Annotated in this window: 22 protein-coding genes and 2 pseudogenes; 7 read left to right on the top strand and 17 right to left on the bottom strand. The window is 44.9% G+C overall.

The window, feature by feature from the left end; all coding sequences use genetic code 11:
- Positions 1–4: 4 nt before the first annotated feature.
- Genes LEPBO_RS0132415 through dnaX form a run of 3 tightly spaced genes read right to left on the bottom strand, consistent with a single transcriptional unit; the run spans position 5 to position 2,804 of the window.
- Positions 5–334, bottom strand: a complete 330-nt coding sequence (locus LEPBO_RS0132415; RefSeq protein WP_017291764.1) for a hypothetical protein — start codon at positions 332–334, stop codon at positions 5–7.
- Positions 297–1,439, bottom strand: coding sequence for a hypothetical protein (locus tag LEPBO_RS39120; RefSeq protein ID WP_017291763.1), 1,143 nt, complete (start codon positions 1,437–1,439; stop codon positions 297–299). Before LEPBO_RS39120 ends, LEPBO_RS0132415 begins: the two co-directional genes overlap by 38 nt.
- Before the next feature lie 12 nt (positions 1,440–1,451).
- Positions 1,452–2,804, bottom strand: coding sequence for a DNA polymerase III subunit gamma/tau (dnaX, locus tag LEPBO_RS39115; protein WP_017291762.1), 1,353 nt, complete (start codon positions 2,802–2,804; stop codon positions 1,452–1,454).
- A gap of 105 nt (positions 2,805–2,909) precedes the next feature.
- On the opposite strand from dnaX, the gene LEPBO_RS0132400 reads away from it, so the two are divergent.
- The gene (locus LEPBO_RS0132400; protein WP_017291761.1) at positions 2,910–3,407 is read left to right on the top strand and encodes a metallophosphoesterase family protein; all 498 of its coding nucleotides are present in this window, start codon (positions 2,910–2,912) and stop codon (positions 3,405–3,407) included.
- A 31-nt stretch (positions 3,408–3,438) separates the two neighbouring features.
- Here LEPBO_RS0132400 and LEPBO_RS0132395 read toward each other — a convergent pair whose 3' ends face one another.
- The 10 genes from LEPBO_RS0132395 to LEPBO_RS0132345 all read right to left on the bottom strand — a co-directional run bounded on the left by LEPBO_RS0132395 (position 3,439) and on the right by LEPBO_RS0132345 (position 13,983).
- A complete protein-coding gene (locus tag LEPBO_RS0132395) occupies positions 3,439–3,924 on the bottom strand; it encodes a hypothetical protein (RefSeq protein ID WP_017291760.1) in 486 nt (161 codons plus the stop codon).
- Positions 3,925–3,975: 51 nt separating this feature from the next.
- Positions 3,976–4,407, bottom strand: coding sequence for a hypothetical protein (locus tag LEPBO_RS39110; RefSeq protein WP_017291759.1), 432 nt, complete (start codon positions 4,405–4,407; stop codon positions 3,976–3,978).
- Positions 4,404–4,988, bottom strand: coding sequence for a hypothetical protein (locus LEPBO_RS0132385; RefSeq protein ID WP_017291758.1), 585 nt, complete (start codon positions 4,986–4,988; stop codon positions 4,404–4,406). The genes LEPBO_RS39110 and LEPBO_RS0132385 overlap by 4 nt, the downstream gene beginning before the upstream one ends.
- A 68-nt stretch (positions 4,989–5,056) precedes the next feature.
- Positions 5,057–5,284, bottom strand: a complete 228-nt coding sequence (locus LEPBO_RS0132380) for a hypothetical protein (RefSeq protein ID WP_017291757.1) — start codon at positions 5,282–5,284, stop codon at positions 5,057–5,059.
- Between the two features lie 80 nt (positions 5,285–5,364).
- The gene (locus LEPBO_RS0132375; protein WP_017291756.1) at positions 5,365–5,622 is read right to left on the bottom strand and encodes a hypothetical protein; all 258 of its coding nucleotides are present in this window, start codon (positions 5,620–5,622) and stop codon (positions 5,365–5,367) included.
- Between the two features lie 406 nt (positions 5,623–6,028).
- On the bottom strand, positions 6,029–7,237 hold the full coding sequence (locus LEPBO_RS40570) for an IS4 family transposase (protein WP_017291754.1): 1,209 nt from the start codon (positions 7,235–7,237) through the stop codon (positions 6,029–6,031).
- A 420-nt stretch (positions 7,238–7,657) separates the two neighbouring features.
- Positions 7,658–9,172: an HlyD family efflux transporter periplasmic adaptor subunit gene (locus tag LEPBO_RS0132360; RefSeq protein ID WP_017291752.1), complete on the bottom strand. Its 1,515-nt coding sequence runs from the start codon at positions 9,170–9,172 to the stop codon at positions 7,658–7,660.
- Between the two features lie 9 nt (positions 9,173–9,181).
- Positions 9,182–12,124 (bottom strand): peptidase domain-containing ABC transporter, encoded by a 2,943-nt coding sequence (locus LEPBO_RS0132355; protein WP_017291751.1) that lies wholly within the window; start codon positions 12,122–12,124, stop codon positions 9,182–9,184.
- A gap of 9 nt (positions 12,125–12,133) precedes the next feature.
- Entirely contained in the window at positions 12,134–12,886 is a 753-nt protein-coding gene (locus LEPBO_RS0132350; protein WP_036047123.1) for a peptidylprolyl isomerase, read from the bottom strand.
- Positions 12,887–13,014: 128 nt separating this feature from the next.
- Positions 13,015–13,983 (bottom strand): tyrosine-type recombinase/integrase, encoded by a 969-nt coding sequence (locus tag LEPBO_RS0132345; protein ID WP_206757923.1) that lies wholly within the window; start codon positions 13,981–13,983, stop codon positions 13,015–13,017.
- An 87-nt stretch (positions 13,984–14,070) separates the two neighbouring features.
- Between LEPBO_RS0132345 and LEPBO_RS0132340 the strand changes: the two are divergent.
- From LEPBO_RS0132340 to LEPBO_RS0132320, 5 genes and pseudogenes are all read left to right on the top strand, one after another.
- Positions 14,071–14,871: pseudogene (locus LEPBO_RS0132340) on the top strand (RHS repeat-associated core domain-containing protein); the annotation flags it as partial.
- 16 nt (positions 14,872–14,887) lie between these two features.
- Positions 14,888–15,526, top strand: a complete 639-nt coding sequence (locus tag LEPBO_RS0132335) for a hypothetical protein (RefSeq protein ID WP_017291748.1) — start codon at positions 14,888–14,890, stop codon at positions 15,524–15,526.
- Positions 15,527–15,689: 163 nt separating this feature from the next.
- A complete protein-coding gene (locus LEPBO_RS0132330; protein WP_017291747.1) occupies positions 15,690–16,073 on the top strand; it encodes a hypothetical protein in 384 nt (127 codons plus the stop codon).
- A 17-nt stretch (positions 16,074–16,090) separates the two neighbouring features.
- The gene (locus LEPBO_RS0132325; RefSeq protein WP_144056429.1) at positions 16,091–17,023 is read left to right on the top strand and encodes an RHS repeat-associated core domain-containing protein; all 933 of its coding nucleotides are present in this window, start codon (positions 16,091–16,093) and stop codon (positions 17,021–17,023) included.
- Between the two features lie 85 nt (positions 17,024–17,108).
- Positions 17,109–17,915 (top strand): SMI1/KNR4 family protein, encoded by an 807-nt coding sequence (locus LEPBO_RS0132320; RefSeq protein ID WP_144056428.1) that lies wholly within the window; start codon positions 17,109–17,111, stop codon positions 17,913–17,915.
- 88 nt (positions 17,916–18,003) lie between these two features.
- On the opposite strand, the gene LEPBO_RS0132315 is transcribed toward LEPBO_RS0132320, so the two are convergent.
- The 4 genes and pseudogenes from LEPBO_RS0132315 to LEPBO_RS0132300 form a co-directional block, all read right to left on the bottom strand.
- Entirely contained in the window at positions 18,004–18,663 is a 660-nt protein-coding gene (locus tag LEPBO_RS0132315) for a hypothetical protein (protein ID WP_148664756.1), read from the bottom strand.
- A gap of 139 nt (positions 18,664–18,802) precedes the next feature.
- A pseudogene (locus tag LEPBO_RS0132310) lies at positions 18,803–19,702 on the bottom strand (RHS repeat-associated core domain-containing protein); the annotation flags it as partial.
- Between the two features lie 143 nt (positions 19,703–19,845).
- Entirely contained in the window at positions 19,846–20,286 is a 441-nt protein-coding gene (locus LEPBO_RS0132305) for a hypothetical protein (RefSeq protein WP_017291743.1), read from the bottom strand.
- Complete coding sequence (locus LEPBO_RS0132300) at positions 20,283–21,203, bottom strand: RHS repeat-associated core domain-containing protein (protein ID WP_017291742.1); 921 nt, start codon at positions 21,201–21,203, stop codon at positions 20,283–20,285. The genes LEPBO_RS0132305 and LEPBO_RS0132300 overlap by 4 nt, the downstream gene beginning before the upstream one ends.
- A gap of 127 nt (positions 21,204–21,330) precedes the next feature.
- On the opposite strand from LEPBO_RS0132300, the gene LEPBO_RS0132295 reads away from it, so the two are divergent.
- Entirely contained in the window at positions 21,331–21,933 is a 603-nt protein-coding gene (locus LEPBO_RS0132295) for a hypothetical protein (protein WP_148664755.1), read from the top strand.
- Positions 21,934–21,942 lie beyond the last annotated feature (9 nt).

The raw sequence follows: 21,942 nt of genomic DNA, 5'->3' as shown, positions 1-21,942 counted from the left end.
ACTTTTAATTTTTCTTTATTCCTTTCAATAAATATTTGTGATTACGAATATTTGCCTGAAGCAGAATTAGGTTGGCAACAGAGCGCATTTTAGGGTGACTGGTATGATGCAGATAAATTGACTGCATCAAGCGACAAGTTTCGATCAATTCTCCTCCAACAACAGCATGAACGCCGATTAGATTCTCGATGTACTTGATGAGCCGAGATAGGGAATCAATGCCACATCCCGTTGAAAGGATGTAAGGTAAGTAATTTGGATCAAGGGTTTGCAGTAGTTCTGTAAACTGGATCTTTTCAATGGGATTGAACAAAACTGGAGGAAGAGTTGCCATAATCGATTGAAGGGTTAGGAGATTGCTTGTTGAGTGCAATCGCCTCAAATAAGTCAGTTTGCCGCCCTCCAAATCTAGTAGAAGGTTCAGCAGGAGCTTGCTGTACGACACTTACTGATTTGGTTGCAACTTCAGACTTTGGCAATGAAGCCATTTGTGAAGAAAGGTGCTGACATGGCGATTCCATGATGGCTGGAAGTTGCCATTGAGTTTTAGGCAATGAGGTAAGCAACCAGTCCCACACCAGTTGTGCTTGGCAGTGTTGCGATAAATAAGTTCGAGTCTGTTCAAATTGATGGAAGATTTTGCTGCAACGAGATTGCTGCCAAGATTGGAATTGTAAGAAATTCAACAGCCATAGTTGTAGGCTAAAGTCGAGCGCTTGAATTTGCTGTGATAGAGAAAGGCAATCCCAAATGGGGCGATCGCTCCGATTCAGCATGTGAATTATGGTAGTTGGAATCTGCTGTGCATTTTTCCATGCTGCGATCGCTCGTCCAGGAGAGCCTTGAGCAAAGCGAATCAAGTCTGGGTGCTTTAGTAGTTCTGGGCAAGACTCCTGTATAACCTGAGTGAGTAACTCAAAAGGCAACCGCTTGAAATGGATAGTTTGGCAACGAGAACGAATCGTTGGCAGTAGATGGTTTGAAGTCGGAGTAATCAGAATGAGAGTAGCGCGTCCGGGTTCTTCAAGAATCTTCAGAAGTGCATTCGCAGCCGCTTCGGTCATGGTTTCTGCTCCATCAATTACGACGAGCGATCGCGAGGCAAGTAGCGGAGGTTGCTGTAAGAGGGTAATAATTTGCCGAATTTGGTCAATGCGAATCTGCGATCGCGATTTAGCAGCCAGCCCATTCCGTTCAGCCTCAGAATGAGTATACTGATGCCCATCTTTTGTAAAAGTTGGCTCAATCCATAAAATGTCCGGGTGGGGCACATCTTGATGGCAGAGAAGTTGCTGAGACAACCATTGAGCTGCAAGTTTACGCCCTACCCCATCGAAACCAGTGAATAGATAAGCGGGGGCAAGCCGATTTTGGGTGATAGCAGCCTGTAGCTTTGTGATTGCGCTTGATTGCCCGATTGGTGGTTTGACAACAGACATCGATTTATCTCCCTAAGTGCAGAGTTGAACAGGAACGTGATAGGCGAGAACTTGCGATAATGCCTGCTCGATCTCGCTTTGATAATTTGTCGCTAGGTTCAAAAACGACGCTGCTCGAAAACGAATCGTTGCGCCCTTTGAGCTGCATTGAACGAGTTGTGCTTGTCGAAAGATAGGACGATGATTGACTGAAAGTTGATTAAGAGTTTGTTGCCAGGTTGTGGTTAGATCTAGTAAGGAATGATTAATTTGTGCTGGTGCGCCTAAAGCAGGAATAGCTATCAAATCAAGTATTAGACATTCTAGGAATAGAGTTGGTTGACTCGTTTGACATAGCTGAAATTCAGCTTGTCGCAACTGCGATCTCACTTCAGCAAGACGGATGCAATTTATCGAATTCATGTTGGTTAATCGCTGCCATATCTCAGGCATCACACTCGAAAGCTTAGGGGAATGAGGTAACGTTTGAGCAATCTGCAAATCTTTCAGCAGTCGTAATAGCCCTTGAACAATTGCGATCGGTTCTTGCCCTTGCTGAAATAATTGTTGCATCTGAACAAGTAGGGTTTCGGTCGAACTAACCTGCGGTAGCAAGAGGCTTTCAGCCCAATCGACTAGGTGTTCATCAGGAACAGCTCCAACACTTTCCCATATCTGTTCTGTCGTAATTGTGCTGCCAAATAAGCTTAATTGCTCCAATAGCGTTTCTGCATCTCGTAATCCACCTTGCGACAGTCGAGAAATTAAATTCAGGGCTGAATCATCGATCGTAAGCTGCTCTTGGTTTGCAATCGTTGCTAGGTGCTTGACCATTGGCTCAAGTTTGATACGTCGAAAATCATATCGCTGGCATCGCGAAACAATCGTGGGTAAAAGATTGTGCGGCTCCGTCGTTGCTAGAATAAAGACCACTTGCTCTGGTGGTTCCTCTAGTGTTTTGAGTAGGGCGCTGGTTGCAGAGGTACTGAGCATATGCGCCTCGTCCAAAACGAAAATCTTCATCCGCAACTGCACCGGAGCAAACTGGGCGCGTTCAATCAAGTTCCGCACGTTTTCGACTCCAGTATTGCTGGCGGCATCAATCTCAATCACGTCCAAAGCATTGCCTTGAGAGATTGCTTGGCAGGCTTCACAAACACCACAAGGATTTGGGGTTGGACGATCAGCTTGAAGGCAGTTCAACGACTTTGCCAAAATCCGGGCGCTGGATGTTTTACCTGTGCCGCGTGAACCACAAAATAAGTAAGCCGGAGCAATGCGAGACTGCTCGATCGCATGAGTGAGGATTTGTGCGATCGCATTTTGCCCAACTAATTCTGCAAATGTTTGAGGACGGTACTTCTGATGGAAGGATTGATAAGTCATAAAAACTCCGTAGATGATATAGCTTGAGTACGAATTTCTGCTCTGGGATCAGAGCTAAAATAGAGATTGTTCAATCTGAGCTACGAAGGGTACAGTTTCTCAAATATGGTCAACGGCAAGCAGCAACGAAAAATCGGAACTCAGATTGGCGTCATCTCGGATACGCACGGGTTGCTTCGTCCAGAAGCAATCGAGGCGCTAATGGGTTCTGATTTAATTCTTCATGCGGGAGATATTGGTAAGCCAGAAATTCTTGAAGAACTCAGGACTATTGCTCCGGTCGTTGCGGTGCGGGGAAATAATGATATAGGAGCATGGGCACAAACTATTCCGGAGATAGAAACGATCGCGATCGAAAATGTTTCAATTCACCTGCTACACACTGTCAAAGACCTCAAGGTTGATCCGAAAACAGCAAGTATTCAAGTTGTAATTAGTGGTCATTCCCACAAGCCTAGTATTGAAGAGCGAGAAGGTGTGCTTTTTCTAAATCCAGGGAGTGCAGGACCGCGGCGGTTTAAGTTGCCAATTTCCGTTGCTTCTTTGTACGTGAAAGACAATATGGTTCAGGCAAAGGTGGTGAATTTGTTGGGAAACAATTGAATGATCTGTGATAAATCCTGCTCAAACCTCATTACAGTGGTTCGATTTGGCTTTCTGTGAAGCGTAGAACTTTCTGAGCCTGGATCATGCGTTGAATTCGAGGATCACTTTTTTCGACCCAACGTTCAGAGATGCCAAAGGAGCTTCCAAACAGAACGAGCGGAATATTCGGAACTTCTACCAATATTGGGTATAGGGATTCCTCATCGTTAGAGCGCTCTTCTGAATTAAGTTCACCTGTCAGTTCAGCGTACAACTCCCAATTGATCCAAACGCACTCAATACATTGTCCATGTAGAATGTCTAAAGCAACCCATTGATCGAGTCGTAATTGTTGGCGATCCAATAACCAAAAAATGTCACCACTTTTCGATCTCTTGAATCGTGCAGGATAAAGATTGCCGCTAATTTGGTCTGCCAACATTAGTGCTGGAAATCCCTCTGGAAATCGTTCTAATAGTTCAGCAAATGGAGAATCTGCTACTTCGATCACTTGAATAAAGAAACCTTCGTTCATAGCCTATCCGGTTAGATATTCGATCGACAATCACTTGACTCGATTTCGCAGTTATCCAGAAGGACATGAGTCTTTGCGTGGCGCAATCCGAACGCCAACAAAAGTGTTGCCTTCGTAGAGAACAACCACCCAAAGCGTTGGATCATAGTTTAAGAGATAAGCTTCCCGCTCAGATTTAACGCCTGCTCGAATTGAGATCGATTCTAACTTGCAGTAAGGAGCTTTAAGAATTGCTCGTACTCTTACTTTACTTGTCGGCTCCGCTAGACTAATCAGCTTCAAAATCTGACTTTGATTGAGTAGCGCATCAGGAGTAATGATTTCTACACATTGATTGTCAATCAGGTTGGGTGAGCGCGTGAGTGACAAGATAGATTGAAAATGGTGTCCCCCTATCAAGCGAATTGCTGCGATCGCAATCGCAATCAGTACAACAATCACTATCCAAATTTGAAAGACTCGTTGCTTAGTAGATCGTTTCATAACACAATGACTGCGAACAACAGCCCTGCAAATAGACTACACAGATTCCACAGCAGTTTGCGATTCCAAGGCATAAAGATCACTGTTAAAAGAACGCTAATGCTGCTAATTGCGATCGCGATTCCGAGTAAAGTGACTGATTGAGTAGAGAGATAGGATTGAATGACATGATGAACTAGTAAACCAATGAAGAACGCAAGTAATCGAAAAATGAGCAGCATTATTGTTGCTTGTTCCTGAAGACCATCTGTTTGTTGGTTCAGGGTTGGCTGCTGGTCAGATTCGGGTGATTGTTCTTCAATTCTTTCCTGAGGTAAACGATGATGTGACGTTTCATGCTTATCCTCAATACTTGAACTAGTTGGCTTCACAGTAGAAGTATCTCGAACATTGCAATTTAATTCTCGAAGCTTTAAAGAGTCGCCTTGTCTTTGAGAATTAATCTGATAGAGTGCTGCTATATCAAGTGACAGAACTCTTAGCAGCGATGCTTTAATCGATCGACTCCGTTGGTCAAGCAAAATTTGTTTTTCAGTTAGCTGTTTTTTAGGCGCGCGCGAGTGCCGTTTCTGGTTAGACATTTCTTCTCCAATTTCAATGAAGTATTTGAACTTCTTGCCGTGTTCTGATTGGTTTGTAGTTCAAGCGTTTAACATTTGCTAAAGCGTAAATCGTCTAGAATTTCTTGGATGGTTTGATCAAGAAACGGATACTGCAATACTAGCCGTTGAATGGTAAGATTCGCGACAATTGCAACTTCATCAGGAGCAATCGGAGTCTGTTCTGAATCGATCGCGGTCTCTTGAATGTAGATCAGTAGGTGTTTCATTGTGCTGAGTGGACGAGCAGCCAATTCTTGAGAAAGATCTTGATTCATCAGTTGCTTGGAATGCTAAACGACTTTGAGAAAAAATTACTCCACTGGGCGTTCGGCTCAAGGAAGTACTGCGGGAAGTTCTAACGACGATCAAGGCTCCGAAGCTGGTCAAATTTCCACCAAGTTGCTGTCGATTGTGTTAAGCCAACTAGTAGATAAAGCCATTCTCCATCGCAGTTTTCAGATGGCTGGCTACTAAAGTTGTACTTCATGCCCATAATCGTGGCAATTTCTCCAGTTGACTTCACTTTCATAACCTGAAAAAAAGCAAACTGCGGTAATGTGACCTGTTGATTGAGAACTGGAACGTTGTGAGAATCATCGGAAGCGTAACTCATAGTTGAATCTCCAAGAAAGATTTCTCCCAATCGATGAATTGAGAGGATGAACAAACGTCGTTAACTATTTAGACTTTCTACACATGAGAAAATTCTTCAATGTTGTGCGTTGGTCATGTGATTGTTTTATTGGGTTGCTATTTCAAGTGCTGGAAGCGAGTTTGCTCGATCTCAAAACTCATAGTGCTAAGAGTTCGTTAAACTGAGAGACGGCTCAATCTGTTGATTGCAATTTCCCTGCTCATGTTCGACACAATTTCTCATCCGCTTCAACATTGCTCGATCGAAAAATCGCTCAACGATCCCGTGAAAACCAGCTGTGTCGCAAAGATTATAAAGTGGCAAGCAAACAGGTCTCATTCATATTGTTTTAAGTATGTGCATTTAACCAATAGTTCGGACAGAATCAGGCAGCGATGATGCCGTAGTTGCAAAGGGTTGAGTAATTGGGATGCGATTTAATTTGGCTCGGCTCCAAGTCTAAGTTGCAAATAAATCGGTCAAGCAAATGCTGATTGAGCATACGGCGTTTCACACTTGCCATTGAAAAGACAAACGGCGCAGTTCCTGAATGCTGCTCGATTGCCTCGAACTTGGCGAGATTCAGTGCGGTGAGACTGGCATTGAAATGAAAGGCTAACTTTGCTGCGTCACGCGCTTGGCAATCCTCCAATCCTGTAAACTGCTTGGCATCGCGGAACAGAAATTCAATTTGAAACCGCAGCTTGTAATACTGAACAATCTGCCTTGTGTCTTGCTCAATATCGGTGGAAAACAACAGACAAGTGCGAACACGAGTCGAATGGCGATGCTCGACGAGATAGGCAAGGCGAATCGTGCGTTTGAGCGAGACGTGCCATACGACTGCCGTGTAGAGGTCAACGTTCGGCTGCACCGTTTCGACCAACGTGAGGCGGCTCACATCACTCAGATCAACCTTGCCCGCATACTTGCGCGGTCTGCCGCGTCGCTTTTGTTCACCGGTGTAGAGAAACTGAAGATTGGCATCACATCGCAGTTTACTGATGACATGCAACTTTAGATCCACGGCTCCAGTGACAAAGCTTTCTTTGGCATAGGCTCCATCGACTGCGAGGTATTCGACTTCCGGCGGCAGGTGAGGTCGTACACGATCTAGATGATAAAGGTATTGATCCATGCGGCTAAACTCCGGCAAACTCGATTGGGCATAGGTTTGCTCAGCCGATAACGCATAGGCTTGTTCACCCTCGACATCAACCACACCGACCACTGACACCTCTAATCCGGTTGCCACTCGACTAGCACATCCATTCCAAAACCGATCTAATCCAAACGTCGCTCTGCCACTCTTGCTAACAAACGAGCAGTCCATGACCGCAAGCCTTACCGGGCCTGCTCGACTTGCCTCAGCAACCAACGCCTGATTCAACGGGGCAAACTCGAAGTCTTGCTGGTACTGGCGGCGGTAGGTGCGTTCGCTCAAGTTGCTGTAGCGGCTCAGATTGGTGAAGTTAACTTTGCCACACACGACCAACATCGTTGTGAATAAAGTCACTAAGAATTTCGTTTGCGGTTTGCGAAATTGCCCACTTCGGCAAGCAGGCTTTGTACAATGGCTTCCATAGCTATCCATCCGGTGCGTTTGTGATTATTTGCACCCTAAGCGACGGGTAGCTTTCTTGTCAAAATTCTGTCCGGACTATTGTTTAACGAGTGATGCGGAGCGGGGAGCATCAATAATACAAAGAATTGAACGATAGAGCAGAGAATTCGCGTCAACCGGCAAGAGTGCGAGAGCGACGAATGCTGCAATTCAAATCCCCAGAGCAAGCGCAACGATTTCTATCAGCCTTTGAACTGATTCGAGAACACTTTTATCCAAAACAATATAAACTGATTGCAAAGCAATACCAGAACAATTTCGATAGCGCTTTGAGAAATAGTAAGAAATCGCTTACGTGAAAGTCGTGTAATATTAAGTAACGCTTGAATGTTCAAGGATTATGGTGCTTGATTTTAAACATATATAGGAGAATTGATACCTATAAGGCTACTATCGCACATGATTGAGACTTTCTGACACCTTGGCAAATTGATCAGTTAAGATACTCATCACAGTGCGCTTACGGATTTTGATATTTGCACTCAACGACATCCCAGACTGCAAGGATATAGATCGACCATTTGTGCTGAGCGCTTGACGATCAAGCTTGATTTTGGCAGGAAACGTATATAGCGGCTGAACCTGCGTTGGGGGCAGTGCATCTGAGCCAATCCAGGACAATGTGCCTTTGATATCACCAAACTCACTAAACGGGAACGAATCAATTCGCACATCGACAGACATTCCCTCGCGGACAAAACCAATATCTTGATTCGTAATTGAAACTTTTGCTACCAGCGCGTCTTCGGGCACGATTTTCAGGACAGGTTCAGTTGAATTTGCTACATAGCCTGGTACATTCGCTTTTAGTTCAAAGACAATGCCATCAGACGGGGCACGTAACTCACCGTATTGCAAAGTCTGTTTCGATTGAGCCATCTGACTATCAATTTCTGCCAGTTTTTTATCATTCTCAACGATCGCTTTCGTGAGCTGGCTATCAATCTCTGCTATCTTCTGCTCGTTCTCCGAGAGTTGTCGAGTGAGATCTTTACGATCGACTGCCAATGTATTTTCAACTTTCACCTGAGCTTCTTGAATGCCGAATTGCAAGCGGCGTTGTTCTTGTTCGAGTTGCGCGACCTCAGATTGATTTGATTCCACTTCCTGCTGCTGCTTCAGTAATTGAATCTTAGAAATTGCTCCATCTCTTGCTAAGGGTTCTACATCTGCCAGAATTTTTTGATTCAGTGCTAAGGTTCGCCGAGCAGATTCGAGTTTGACTCCGGTTTGAGCCAGCTGTCGATCGAGTTGATCACCTGCCAATTGTGCTGCGATTGCACGGGTTGATAGTTCTGCTTGATTCGATTGTAAGCGTTCTTGCTGTGTTGCCGTTAACGCTTCTCCACCTGAACCATCTAACTGAGCACGGATCAACACCGTATCTGCAAGTAGCGCAGCTCTGCTGCGGGTCAAGCTCAGAAATTGCGGAGGAATTACAATCGTCGTTGTAGCCCCTCCGGTTCCTGCTAACTGCGATCGATAAAAGGCATTTTCTTGCAGTAAAGTCGTGCGAACTTTTTGCAATGACTCAAGCTGTGCTTTGGGAGTTGTAGGATCGATCGTCAAAAGCACTTCACCCTGCTTCACCCGCTGTCCATCTTTGACCAGAATTGTTTTCACGACTCCATTGACTGGAATCTGAACTTCTTTGACTGCCCCTTGCGGTTCCAGCTTTCCTTGTGCCGGGATTGCTTCTTCGATCTTTGCGGTACAAGCCCACACCAGCCCTAATCCCAGTCCGCCTATAAAGGTCCACAGAATTGCTCGTGACCAGAAATTCGATTGTTGCAATACACTTGGATGCTCAAATCGAGGTAACTTCGTTTTTTGGGGTGGTTTTGCTGGAGGAGTATTCGCCTCACTACCCGATTGATTTGGTTCAAAGTTGGGGCTTACGGTCATCGTCTTATCCTACAATTGCGTTTCTTGCTGGTTATAGAGGCAGAAATACTGTCCACGTAGTTCCATCAATTCATCATGCGTTCCCATTTCTGCGATCGTTCCTTTATCCATCATCAAAATCACATCGGCATTGCGGATCGTTGCCAAGCGGTGAGTAATGAAAAACACAGTGCGTCCACGAAAGGCTTGCATCAAATTGGTACAGACTTGACGTTCCGAATGGTAATCGAGTGCAGAAGTCGCTTCATCGAGAATCAGTAAATTGGGATTTTGCAGGACGGTTCGAGCGATTGCAATGCGTTGTCGTTGTCCTCCAGAGAGGGCTGAACCTCTTTCTCCGACACGAGTGTTGTATCCTTGGGGTAAATCCATGATGAAGTCATGGGCAAAAGCGATTTCTGCGGCTCGAACAATTTCTTCAGGCGTGGCATCAGGATTGGTTAACGCAATGTTTTCCTGAACAGTCGTATCAAAGAGGAGCGTATCTTGAAGTACCGTTCCAATCTGCTGGCGTAGCGAATAGAGTTCAACTTTATGAATATCATAGCCGTCAATTAGAATCCGCCCTTCTTCGAGGTCATAGAGGCGATTCAGCACTTTCGTGAGCGTACTTTTACCCGCCCCACTTTGTCCTACAACTCCGATGAATTGACCTGCAGGCAGTTCTAAGCAAATATTGTTGAGTTGACGATTCGGGCTTTTCTCAAAGCGAAAACAGACATTATCGTACTTCACAGTTCCAGCGATTGCAGGCATGGGAATGTTATTGCGATTGCCTTGATCAATTTCTTGGGGAGTATCAAGAATATCGCTCAGTCGTTCCAGCGATAATGCCGTTTCTTGGAAGTTCTGCCACAACTGAATCAAGCGCAGCAATGGATTTGTCACATAGCCTGCAATGATGCGAAATGCAATCAGCTGACCGAGAGTTAACTCTCCCTTCAAAACTAATGCGGCTCCCACCCATAGTAATAGCAAGCTTGAGAGTTGATTGAGAAAGTTACTGAGACTCCCCGCGGTGGTTGAAGTCACAACCGTTTTGAACCCTGCCGCAATGTAACGGGAATACAAATTTTGCCAGTTCCAACGCGATCTCAGTTCTAGATTTTGCGCTTTAACCGTTTGAATTCCAGAAACGACTTCAACAAGATAGGATTGCGTTTCTGCATTGCGCTCTGCTTTAGTACGGGTTTGCTGGCGAATGATGGGTGCAACAGTTAAGGTCAGCAATGCAAATAATGGAACCGTTGACAGCGCCACGACCGTCAACAGCAAGCTGTACCAAACCATTACCGCAATGTAGACAACCGAGAAAACAGCATCAAGGACAACTGTTAAAGCGGTTCCAGTTAAGAATTGCCGGATGTTTTCTAGCTCTCCAATCCGTGTGGAGAGTTCACCCACCGGGCGCTTTTCAAAGTATCTTAACGGAAGGCGAAGGAGATGATCGATCACTTCGCTGCCAAGGCTCATATCAATGCGATTGGTAGTATCGACGAATAAGTTGGTGCGGAGTGTCGTTAAGACTCCTTCCACGATTGCTAAGCCAATCAGTAAGCTACCCAGAATGTTGAGTGTATCCGCACTGTTTTGCACAATTACCTTATCGATAATCGTTTGAGTCAACAGTGGGTTGGCTAACCCTAGAAGTTGCACTGCGAACGAAGCAATTAGAACTTCGATCAACACGCGCCGATGACGAATGACGGAGGGGATGAACCAGTGCAGTCCAAATTTGCGTTTCGGCGTTTCTTTCGTCGGTTGGAGGAGTAAAATCTCACCTTCTTCCTCCCAGAGATCTGCAAAAGATTCGGGTTTCATCCGTCGAATCCCTTGCTCAGGAATTGAAATGACCAGTTCTTTTTCGGTAGCTTTGTAGACGATAGCAAAACTATCTTGCCATCCAATCAGAATGGGAGTTTGGACTCTACTGATTGCAACTGCGGGAATCGTTGCCAGTTGTGCAGTTAAACCCATCAATTCTCCGATCGCACCGCAGAATTGCAGTGAAACTGTTCCAGCACGTTGAAGCTGCTGCACTAAAGCACGTCTCAGCACATCGCGACGAAACGGGAGTCCCCAAAGCTGACTGAGCATTTGAAAACAAGCCAGCGCTCCATCCACAGGTCCGCGCCCCGAAACGTGCGGATATTTGACTTTGCGCTGTGGAGTGTCTTCTTCAAGTTCTGGAGGACGATCTGGAGCATAAGGAATCTCAGAAACGTCCAGACTCGGTTTTGCGGATTCGATCCGAGACTCAGGTTGAGGGGGAATGAACAGCGATCGAGAAACGCCAATTAACCGAGCCGTTTCACTACTCACTTGAATCGATTCGCCTTCAATTCGGCTGCCAACTTCAAGATTTGTCGTTCCGCTACTCAGCAACCAGAGGAGTTCTGGATTAAGGTCATCCGTTGGATAATTGCCTTGGGGGAGATGGAGTGCGATCGCGTTACTGAACGATCTCTGAGTTAGTTCGGCTAAATTTGCTTCTCCGATCGCACTTCGATGTAGTTCAGCCCCTACTAGGTCATATAGTTCGCTAAGGCTCGGTTGAATGTGAAATGCCTCGGCGAATGTTGGATGTTGCTGTAATAAAGCTCGGAATTCTCTGGCACTGAATGCAAGTCCGATCGCTTCAGTCGAGGCAAGAACCGTTTCACAAGCCACTCCTCGAATCAGACTGTTCCATCCGATAATCGCACCTGAATTGAGTCGTTCTAGAGTGTCAGGCACAGGTGAGAGCGATGAATAGGCAACTCGTCTTGCTGTCCCCGAATGCAGAATCACAATTTGAGCCGGTAAGGTTTCACGCAAGACGATCGCTTGTCCCATTCGATAGCGTAACTGTTGCATCTTGGGAGCAATTTGGGCGATCGTAGCGGCATCTAAGCGGTCAAACGGAGGGGTGCGGGCAAGAAAAGCAGGAATGGAGATTGCGGTGGAAGTCATGCGAGTCGGTTAAGCACTGAGGGCAAGAGCGGGGGCGGATTGAGCGGGTTTAGCTTGTTGGGATAAAGCTTCAGTAATCCAAGCTTCAAACAGTTCATCGAGCAGCTTTTGTCGCATTGCTTCGTCGAGTTGGGCAGACGTAATTTCCTCTAAGCGCAGGAGCACAAACCATTCACCCATACGAGTGGGCGGGTGAATCTGTCCAGGTTGGCTGTGGCGCAGTCGCTCCGCAAGAGCAGGGTAGGGTTGGCTCATCGGAACGGGACCAATCACACCATCCGTTTCGGCTTCTGGGCCTTGAGAGTATTCACGGGCAAGTTCAGCAAAGGTTTGCTCCCCCGCTTTGATGCGGAAGTAGAGTTCTTGAGCAATTTCTGGATCAGGGGTACGTAATAGTGAGTAAGTTACTTGGTCATACTGGGGTTTCTGGGTCAGGAAGTAAGACTCTAAGCGATTGCCCCAGGTGAGAAGCTTGAATTTCTGAATCCGCCACGGACGAGTCATGATCTGCTCCAACTGAGTGGCAGCAATTCCACGTTGCTGCGTCCAGGCTTGGCGGTCTGTGTCTCCATTGAGTTGATGTTGCTGATCAAATTGGGCTTCGGCTTGCGATCGTTCTTCCTCGGTCAAGGTGATGGCTGCGATCACGCTATCGATCGTCAATTCACGCAGCAGTTGCGGCAAGAGTTGATATTGCACCAGCAGGGGGACAAGTTCGGCAGAATCGATCGTGCGATCTCCGAGTTGAAGAACGGGAGCCATAGAAATGCCAAAAAGAAGAAACAGCAGCACCGGAGCCTGGAGAAGGGCTTGAGGTTGCGTTCTCAGCATTCCCGGTCTGGCGGCAAAATGCACGGTATGGGGTGAAAATTTGAGATCATCTTTCTGGTTCAGACTGCAAGATAGAGCGCACTCGAATCTTGAGGACGCACATGCAGATAGATTCCAGTTGTCGCCAAACTAGCATGACCGAGTGTATTCTGAACCAGGGTAATCGGAGTACCTCTCTCGAGAGCGTGAGAGGCATGAGAATGACGAAACCAGTGCGGAGATACTTTCATACCAATGCCTGCTTGTTGACAGGCTTGGGTCAAAATACGAGCAATTTGGGTGCGATGCAGCGCTTTTCCCTTGAGCCCTTGAAACACATAGCTATCCTCGCTGGCATCATTTCTCAGTGCTTTTAAACATTTCCAAGTTTCGGCGCTGAAAATGATCATCCGAGTCTTTTGGCCTTTGCCGAAGAGAGTTACTTGTCCGCGATCCTCTGTTGCTTCTCGAAGATCACGCCATCGTAAATTACAAATCTCAGAAACTCGCGCTCCAGTTGCGTACATAAAACGTAGCAAAGCATAGTTTCGTGTGGTTTTAGTCTGCTCAAGAATGGCAAAGACTTGGACTTCGGTGAGAATTCGTTCAGCGATCGTGATTTTGACTTTGGGAAGTTTGAGTGTCCGCCCGACGTTGCGCGACAGAATATCAAGATCGTGTCCGAAGGTGAGGAGGGATTTGATGGCAACTAAACGTCTGCGCCGCGTTTCAGAGGCATACCCTTTTTCAATGAGGAAATCAGCAAACGCTTGCAAGTCATTCAACATCACAAGATGCAGTGATTTGTGATTGATAAATTCCAGAAAATACCGCAGGTCACGGCGATAGTTGTCCTGTGTATTCGGACTTTTATCATGTAGCCAAAGCTCAATCAGGTCTTCGGTTGTGTGTGCGATCGCAAGTGGTTGGCGAGTTGGCAGTCCGATGGGGAAAACTGTAGGAAATGGAATGACTTGAGGTTGAGGAAGGGAGGAGACTGCCAACATAATGAAGAATTCCGAAGTATCACGATAAATCAGGCGTAACACCTAAAAAGTGCATCTGTTGAATTTGCTGGATTAAATTTTAGCTTTGGGTCTCGTTAATACACATTCAACTCCCGTTATGATGCCTTTGGCAAAACAGTGAGCGGAATGGGCATTACAGCCAACAAGTACCTCTTCGCAGGGGAGCAATTTGACCGGGGCTTGGACGCTTACTATCTGCGGCAACGGTTTTATGACACCAGTACCGGACGATTTACTCGGTGCGACACCTACGAAGGCAGATTAGCCGAACCCTTGACACTGCATAAGTACCTTTACACTCATGGAAATCCTGTGCATCAAATTGACCCTAGTGGTTTAGCTACAACTCAGACAGGACAGTTGGTTCACGATCGTATAGCAGCTATTTTTGTCAGTCAAAATCCACAATCATCACCAGGACAGGGAAGGATTGCTAGCCAAGGGCTAAAAATTGAAAAACTTTGGACACAAATAGGAATCAATGGAGCAACCATTCCATATTCTGTGGTTTCAAGATCAGCAAGACTCAAAAAACCAGACTTGATTGATTTTGATGAGAGGAGTTTTTATGAAATAGGCACTATTAGAGACAGAAATAAAAAGATACGCGAAATAAGGAGCAAATATATTGATCCCATGAATAGTGCCCTAACATATTTAGGAAAAACTGATGAAATATGGTCAGGGGGTTCAACATTTGTTGCTCCGCCAATAATGAGAATGGAAAACGGAGTTACTGTGCTGGTTTTACCACCTATGCAAGGAGTTATTAGCTACCAAGAGCTTTTTGGCGATGATGAATTATTTTGGTTTACCATTAGATCTGCTATTGTGTTGGAATTTGCTAGATTGATAGCACAGACACAAGAAGCCTCGGCACGCGCTGTTCGGACGTTTGGATTAGTTTAGCAATTTACAAGATATTATGGGCGCATGGTTTGTAAACTATCAAGTATGGTCCGATTCACAAGTAGATGTGTCGGAAATAGTTGAACAACTATCTTCAGGTAAGTGCTACATTTCTCCACCAGAAGGCGGATGGATTAGTGTTTATGATGAAATGGCAGAAAACTATCAAAATCCTCAACTTTATGAATACATAGCCAATATTGTTTCCTCTATCTCAAGTCAATTAAATACTTCAGTTTTTGCTTTTATTGTATTTAGCGGAGTGGAGTTTTTCTATTTTCTTTATAAGGATGGGCAGGTATACGATGAGTTTTGTTCTGATCCTCAAAACTCATTTACTTTCGGATTTAAGAAGTTCAATGAAGAAGTGCAAAGAAGATTTCAAGGCAATCCCGAAAGCCTTCTATCTTACTCCATTAGTGGAACTACTTTGGAAGAGATTATAGAAGTTCTGAGTTCTATTAAGAAAGGAGAAACTGATTACCTGGGTGAAGACGGGATATTACACCTCGCACCATTACTTGGAATGAATGAGGATAGAGCTATACAAGGATATAATTATATTGAAGACGAGTTTTCGTTGTCAAAGGAATATCGGTCCATACCAGATATTGAGGACTTTATTTTTATAGATCATCAGCAGATCTCAGGCTGAAGCGTAGTTCGATCGCCCCGCTCTCGCAAGGTATGTCAGCACAGCATGACGCACCATTCAACCATTCCTTTCACCCACAAAGCGCGATCACCCCTCTGATCTCGCTCATTTTCCTTCTTCCGCCACGATGAGCGCGATCGCTCTCCCCATTTTCCCATAACCAATGCTCCACAGGGGCGAAGCGCGATTGCTATTCATTACCCTCAGCAAGAAGGATGCGGCAGGCGAAACTGATTACGTCTGGAACCAGGAGAAACGGCTGATTGGGGCAACGGTGAAGGATGCTCAAGGTCAGGTACAGCAGCAGTTGCAGTATCGCTACAACAATGCTGGCATTCGGGCAGCCTCAATTGTGAATGGGCAAGAAACGCGCTATCTGCTAGATGAAGTGCAACCGTATACGGAAGTGCTGGAAGAGTATGTGATGTCTGGCACGCAGGGCGTATCGCAGGTATCGTATGTGTCGGGAACCGACTGGTTTCACAGACTCAGAGCGGTGCGACGACGTATTATCTCGTCGATGAATTGGGCAGTACGACTGAGTTGACGGATGCGAGTGGAGCCGTGGTGAGTCGCTCCCGTTATGATGCTTTCGGGAATGGAGTACGGAATGAGGGGGCGATTGCAAACAAGTATCTGTTTGCAGGGGAGCAGTTTGATTCGAGTTTGGGCGATTACTATTTGCGCGATCGCTTCTACGACGCACAAACAGGACGCTTCAGCAGAATGGATATCTACGAAGCAAGATTAGGAGATTTGAAAAATTTGAACAAATATGTCTATGCTGCTGGCAACCCAATAACAAACACAGACCCTTCAGGTTTGTTCATTGGAGAGATCACAGTGACAGAAAAAATTCGAGCAGATCTAGAAGCAACTTACCGATTACCTGCGGCAGTGCGGCTTTATCAGACTACTCGTAGTAATATGATCGCAGTGGCAGCGGCACTTGCTGGATCGTTTGCTCTTGCAGCAGCGACCTCAATGGCAATGGCAAGGAATCTAAACAGGCAGTTTGGTATTCCTGTAGTCTTTTGGGGTAATGATGTGGCAGAAACAACTGATCACCAATTCAGGGCAGTTATGGGATACGGTTACACACATGGCAACGAAAGCGGAACAGGTTTTTCATTACCGATATCACCTGCTTTACGCCGTTCCAGAAATGAACACGATCGTGCATGGTTACGTGGCATACCCCAAGGGCAAAATCTCAATGCAGCACTCAACGATCGTGATGAATTTCCTTACGCTAAGGTAATCGAGGGCGGCGAGACTAATTACAATGCTGGTAGAGTCTCTGTCCATCAACTGAGTCTTAACACTAACCGTCGGCAGGGACGGTGGTTGAAAACTTTCTGGGATCGTGCAGATGTTACTCAGTTTGAGGTTAACCAGAGTAGAAGCTGGTTCTTAAACATTCCTGTTCCTGCGCTAGGTATTTCTTTTGGTCTAGATAGAAATGCTCAAATCGTTAATGTTTACGGTCCTCGCTAATCATTCTGCATAAGGCGTAAAAGTGAATAGCATCTTGCTCATGCAAAGATGTACTGCTAGTAAGAAAACCATGACCATCTTTCCCATGAAAAAATTACCAGAAGTAGGAAACGCTTTCCTGCACTATTTTCAGCAATTTATACCCGATTTTGCTGAGAAATTCGTTCCAGGAATTTCTCCAACAGAACTTCAATCGGTTTTGGGTACATTGCAGTATGAGCTACCGCCAGACTTTTATACGCTTTATGAATGGCGAAATGGCTATGCTGACTTCAACGGACATCCTGATTTCAATTGTTATTCTTTTGCGCCATTTCACTTTAATACAATCGAGATGGTTGCTGCGGAGAAGAATTGGGACTGGTGTGATGATAATCCACCGACTTACAAAGGATATAACGTCTTACCTCTAGTATCATGCGGTCGTGTTTTTTGGGGAATTACGCTAGGTCGTGATTATCAAACTGAAGCACATATCGTTTATGTTGATTCGGTTGGCGAATGTGTTCTACGGTACGACAGTATTACTTGCATGATGAATTCAATTGTAGAAAGTTTCGAGCGTGGAGGATTGCTTCTCAGCGAAAATGTTATTAGGAGAAACGATGAGTTATTTGCAGAGACTCTAAGAGCCAACAATCCGAAAACATTATCGGAAGGAATCGCTGACTTTGAGAGATACATAGACGTTTATGGCTCTGATACTGATATCGCTGATTATTCCATGAAGATGGATATCCTTCTGAATGGATTGTCTATCTTGTATTACATGAAACCTTCTGCAATCTTGGAGCAGGTGCGTTGTAGATTAAACGCTCTTGAAAATATCTCCTCTGAAAGAGCAATTAGCGCTCATGAAGGGCTAAAAATGTGGTTAAATGCCAATGAATAGCCTTGTATCAAACTGCTCAACCGCAAAGAGTTAAATATACCTTAATGGTAAGCAAGCCTGAAATTTAACTTGCAAATCAACCTGCGCTTCACGAACTTAAGTTTTTGAAGTATTCCTTAATGGGCTGAGGTAGATGTCGCTGCTCGCTCTTTTTGGTTGCGCGAAGAAAGTCAAATAAAGCAGGATTTAAGAGTACGATCGTAATTCTCTCCTGGTCTTCTTCGTGCAACACATAAAATCTCTCAGAACTGTCTATCCTTGATAGAAGCTCATTAAGCATTGCAAGTGATTTTGAGATGACAACCTGCCATTTCTGGAAAGTTCCAGTACACGATGACCTAAATTTACCAGGACAGATTAAAAAATCTCCTAAATTGGTAATCAAATGAACATTACCATGTGAATCTTCATACTCATCCACTTCATCAACATTGACATCACATTTTTTAAGGCTACTGTTTAAATACTGGTTCTCAAAAATTGTCGGCGGATACTCATACAAATCTTCTCTATCAATAGAGAAACAACGTTGTACGGGTAGAGGTTGGTACAAATACAAAGCACTATCAATGTTTTCCATTAACTCATTGTCAACTAGCGGCAATTGCATCTCTAGCTGTTCATATCTTCCATCTATTAACCAGAGTGAATTGTTCTTGATTTGCAATGCTTGGATGATTGGAACTAAATTTGGATCTTCGTAAGCGTAGAAGCCCAATTCCTCTAAAATTTTCAACTCATTTATCATCTTTACCTCATTCATCCACGAAAACGGTTTTCACATCTAAGTAAGGTTGTGAAGTCCGGGTTTAGGGGCCTTCCATCCCAGTCTTAAAAACTCATACGACAATATTGCCCTTTTCAGTTAAGCAGCTATGTTAGGAATTTCAAAGTTGTTGTAGAAATACAGGTACTCCATTCGGCATTGCTGGTACTCCATTCTGGTACACCTGAAATTCTCCAGCAGCGCCAGTTGGTACTTTAGAGAGCTTACCAGTTGCTCCAGTCGGGATTTTGGACAAATCAGTTGCAGTAATGACCTGTCTTTCAATTCCTGGGAAAGCTGCTCCCCCACGCTTATAAACTGCCTCAAGAGCATTGCTTGTCCCAACCATCTTTCCTCCTGGATTGATTGAGGAAGCAAGTTGTGCAGTCGTCAGTTGAGATTTTGCTTCAACTAAAACGAGTCCATTTTTTCCTTCTGATACAAAATCAACGACTTTACCAACAGTTCTAGAGGGGAGAAATGACTTTAATCCCTGTAGATACTCGTCACTGATGAAGGGCGGTTTAAATCCCTTAGAAGCCATAAACGAACGCGCTGCTAGGGCTGAATCCTCCAAGGTATCGCTAATTCTTGCTGTACCTTGAGCCATTCTCGCAAACATTGGTCCCCGTGCTATCCCTCCAAATACTTTATTCAAACCTTTTGCAAAACCCGCAGGAACTCCTGGTGGAGACGCTACTAGCATCGCAACGCTGAGGGGATCGGGATAAGCTAATGTAAACAGGATATCAGCTACTTTAAACGCTGCTAGTAGCTCAGCCCTAGTAATAAATCCAGATGGATCGGTGTAGATAACTGGGTTTGAATGTGCATAGGTGTATTTGTGTAACGACAAAGGATCGTCGAGCGAACCTTCGTAAACATCTCGACGTAGAAATCGTCCAGCTCCAACGTCGTAGAAGCGATCGCGCAAATAGTAATCGCCCAGACTCGAATCAAACTGCTCACCCGCAAACAGATACTTGTTCGCGATCGTCCCCTCATTTTTCACTCCATTCCCGAACGCATCATAACGGGAGTTGAATGTGCGTCAATCAGGGAACCAAAGCGGAACGTGAACTCAGAAGAAAAATGATAAACATTTCTTTGGGGAAATCAAGTCGCGAGTCTCGCTTGCCATCGAAATATGAGTACATAATTTCTTCAGTTACGCCGCATCTTAGCTGCTATGTAAGTGACAGTTAAGTGAAAACAACTCAATAAAATAAATTCTGTTGTTTTCAGAAAACTGAGCGAGAGCGTTTCATCGATTTGAGAATAAGCTGTAATTGCTTCTGCTTTCAGTATCGTTGGACTTCCATACAGAAGTGTAGAAAAACTGTAGCAAAATAATGCTAGTCCTGGCGTGGCAGATGATTGCGTCTTGTTTTTTGCAGACAAGATGGCTGTGGTAAGGTTGAGCAGATCAATCCAGAGTCCTATTACCCAGAGATATGCTAACTGCTTCCAGGCTCTTGATTGCAACGCATCTCTGAAAAAAGAGAGTTGTACGTAAGACGACAAGAGTACTAGCACACCAATCATTCCAAGTAAGCTGACCAAAGGCAGCCAATCTGTGCGTAACTTTTTAGAACATTTCATCATGGTCTATAAATCCGTTGTCCCAGAAGTCCTTTCCAGATCTCATGCCCCTCTGGATAAGTGATTCGCTTAGCATCGATTACTGTCACTGAAACTCCATTTGATTTTGGATAGACAGGTTGCCCCATCAGTTTTGCCCAATCTCCTCTTCCTGTACGTTGCCAGTTTTGCCAAGTGTCGCGTCCTAGTTGTACCCAATATTTTCCACCTTCTCTAAATCCTGGGGGTGTCCCATTACTCCAATGCGTGAATTGTTGACCCGCAGTTGGTGCAGCGGAGCGAAGGAAGACTCCTCCAAATGCTCCTCCTACCGTTGTGGCTACCAATAGTGATTCAATTTCAAATTCTTCTTGCTGACCTGTAGCGATGTTCAATCCTTGAACCGCTAGGCTTGAAGATGCTCCGCTAATTGCTCCTCCAATCACTCCCGCTAAAATTCCTCCCCAGGAAGCAGTCCCCGCTACGGATGCGATCGCTGCTCCTACTAATGGACTAATGAATCCGAGTGAGAATCCTGCTGCTGCCCCGCCCAAAGCACCACTAGCAGACATTTTCAAAATGTCACTCAGGCTTCCTCCTGATGCAATTCCGCCTAATGCTCCCATCGATCCGCCAATAAGCGCACCGAGCGTAGTGTTGTACGCTGCAAATTCGGTAAGCGTAGTCAATCCTGATGGATCGATTAGGTTTGTTGGGTTTGCATCAGCATATACATATTTTTGAAGAGACTTTGGAATCTCGATCGTGCCTTGAAAAGTGTCTCTTCTGAGAAATCGTCCAGATTCACTGCTGTAGTAACGTTGTCGAAGGTAGTAATCGCCCAGACCCGAATCAAACTGCTCACCCGCAAATAGGTATTTATTTGAGAGCGCCCCCTCGTTTTTAACCCCATTACCGAAAGCATCATAACGGGAGCGCAACGTGCTAAAAGGGATCTTAGAATTGCTCCTTTTGGAAGCAGAGTTTTCTTTTAAAGCAAATAGTGAAATTTAAGGCAGAATTTAAAGCACAGTTCTCTCGTTAGCGAAATCAAGAATGACTCATTTTATGACTCTGGTAATTATGTCTCCGCATACAGTTAATGTTCGGGAGAAAGTCAGGGAAATGCTAGCTCCTTTTTACTCTGACCTGAATGTTGAACCGTACAGAGAGTATCTTGACCAGAAAGATTTATTGAAAGAAATCCAATATTTATCAACGCTTTCACAGCAGGAGGTTGAAGAACTAGCAAGAAAATGGGAAGTTCCACATGATGATATCGAGACATTGGCAAAGTTAAATTTGGACTGGTACGACGATGAAGTTACGGGTGTTGATGAAAACGGATTTTACCGTATGACAACAATTAATCCCTTAGGAAAATGGGACTCATACGAATCAATTGAGGCAGAGCCAGGAGAAGATACGCCAGCGATTTCCTATCCCTGTCTAGTCTTGACTCTACCGCCAGTCATACCTTATGCAATTGTTACTCCAGATGGAAAGTGGTATGAGGCAGGTAGCGAAGTAGGTATACAAACACTAAAAAGAAGTTTGCTGAACGCTAATGATTCAGAGACACCAGAAGAAGCTGCCTGGGGGTTGACAGTAAGAGAAATTCTAGCTCGTTATTCAGATCACATAGTTACCGCCTTGAATTGTCATATCTAGCTCATGCCT

The organism is Leptolyngbya boryana PCC 6306 (assembly GCF_000353285.1).
GTDB lineage: Bacteria > Cyanobacteriota > Cyanobacteriia > Leptolyngbyales > Leptolyngbyaceae > Leptolyngbya > Leptolyngbya boryana.
This window is presented reverse-complemented; position numbering and strand designations above follow the sequence as displayed.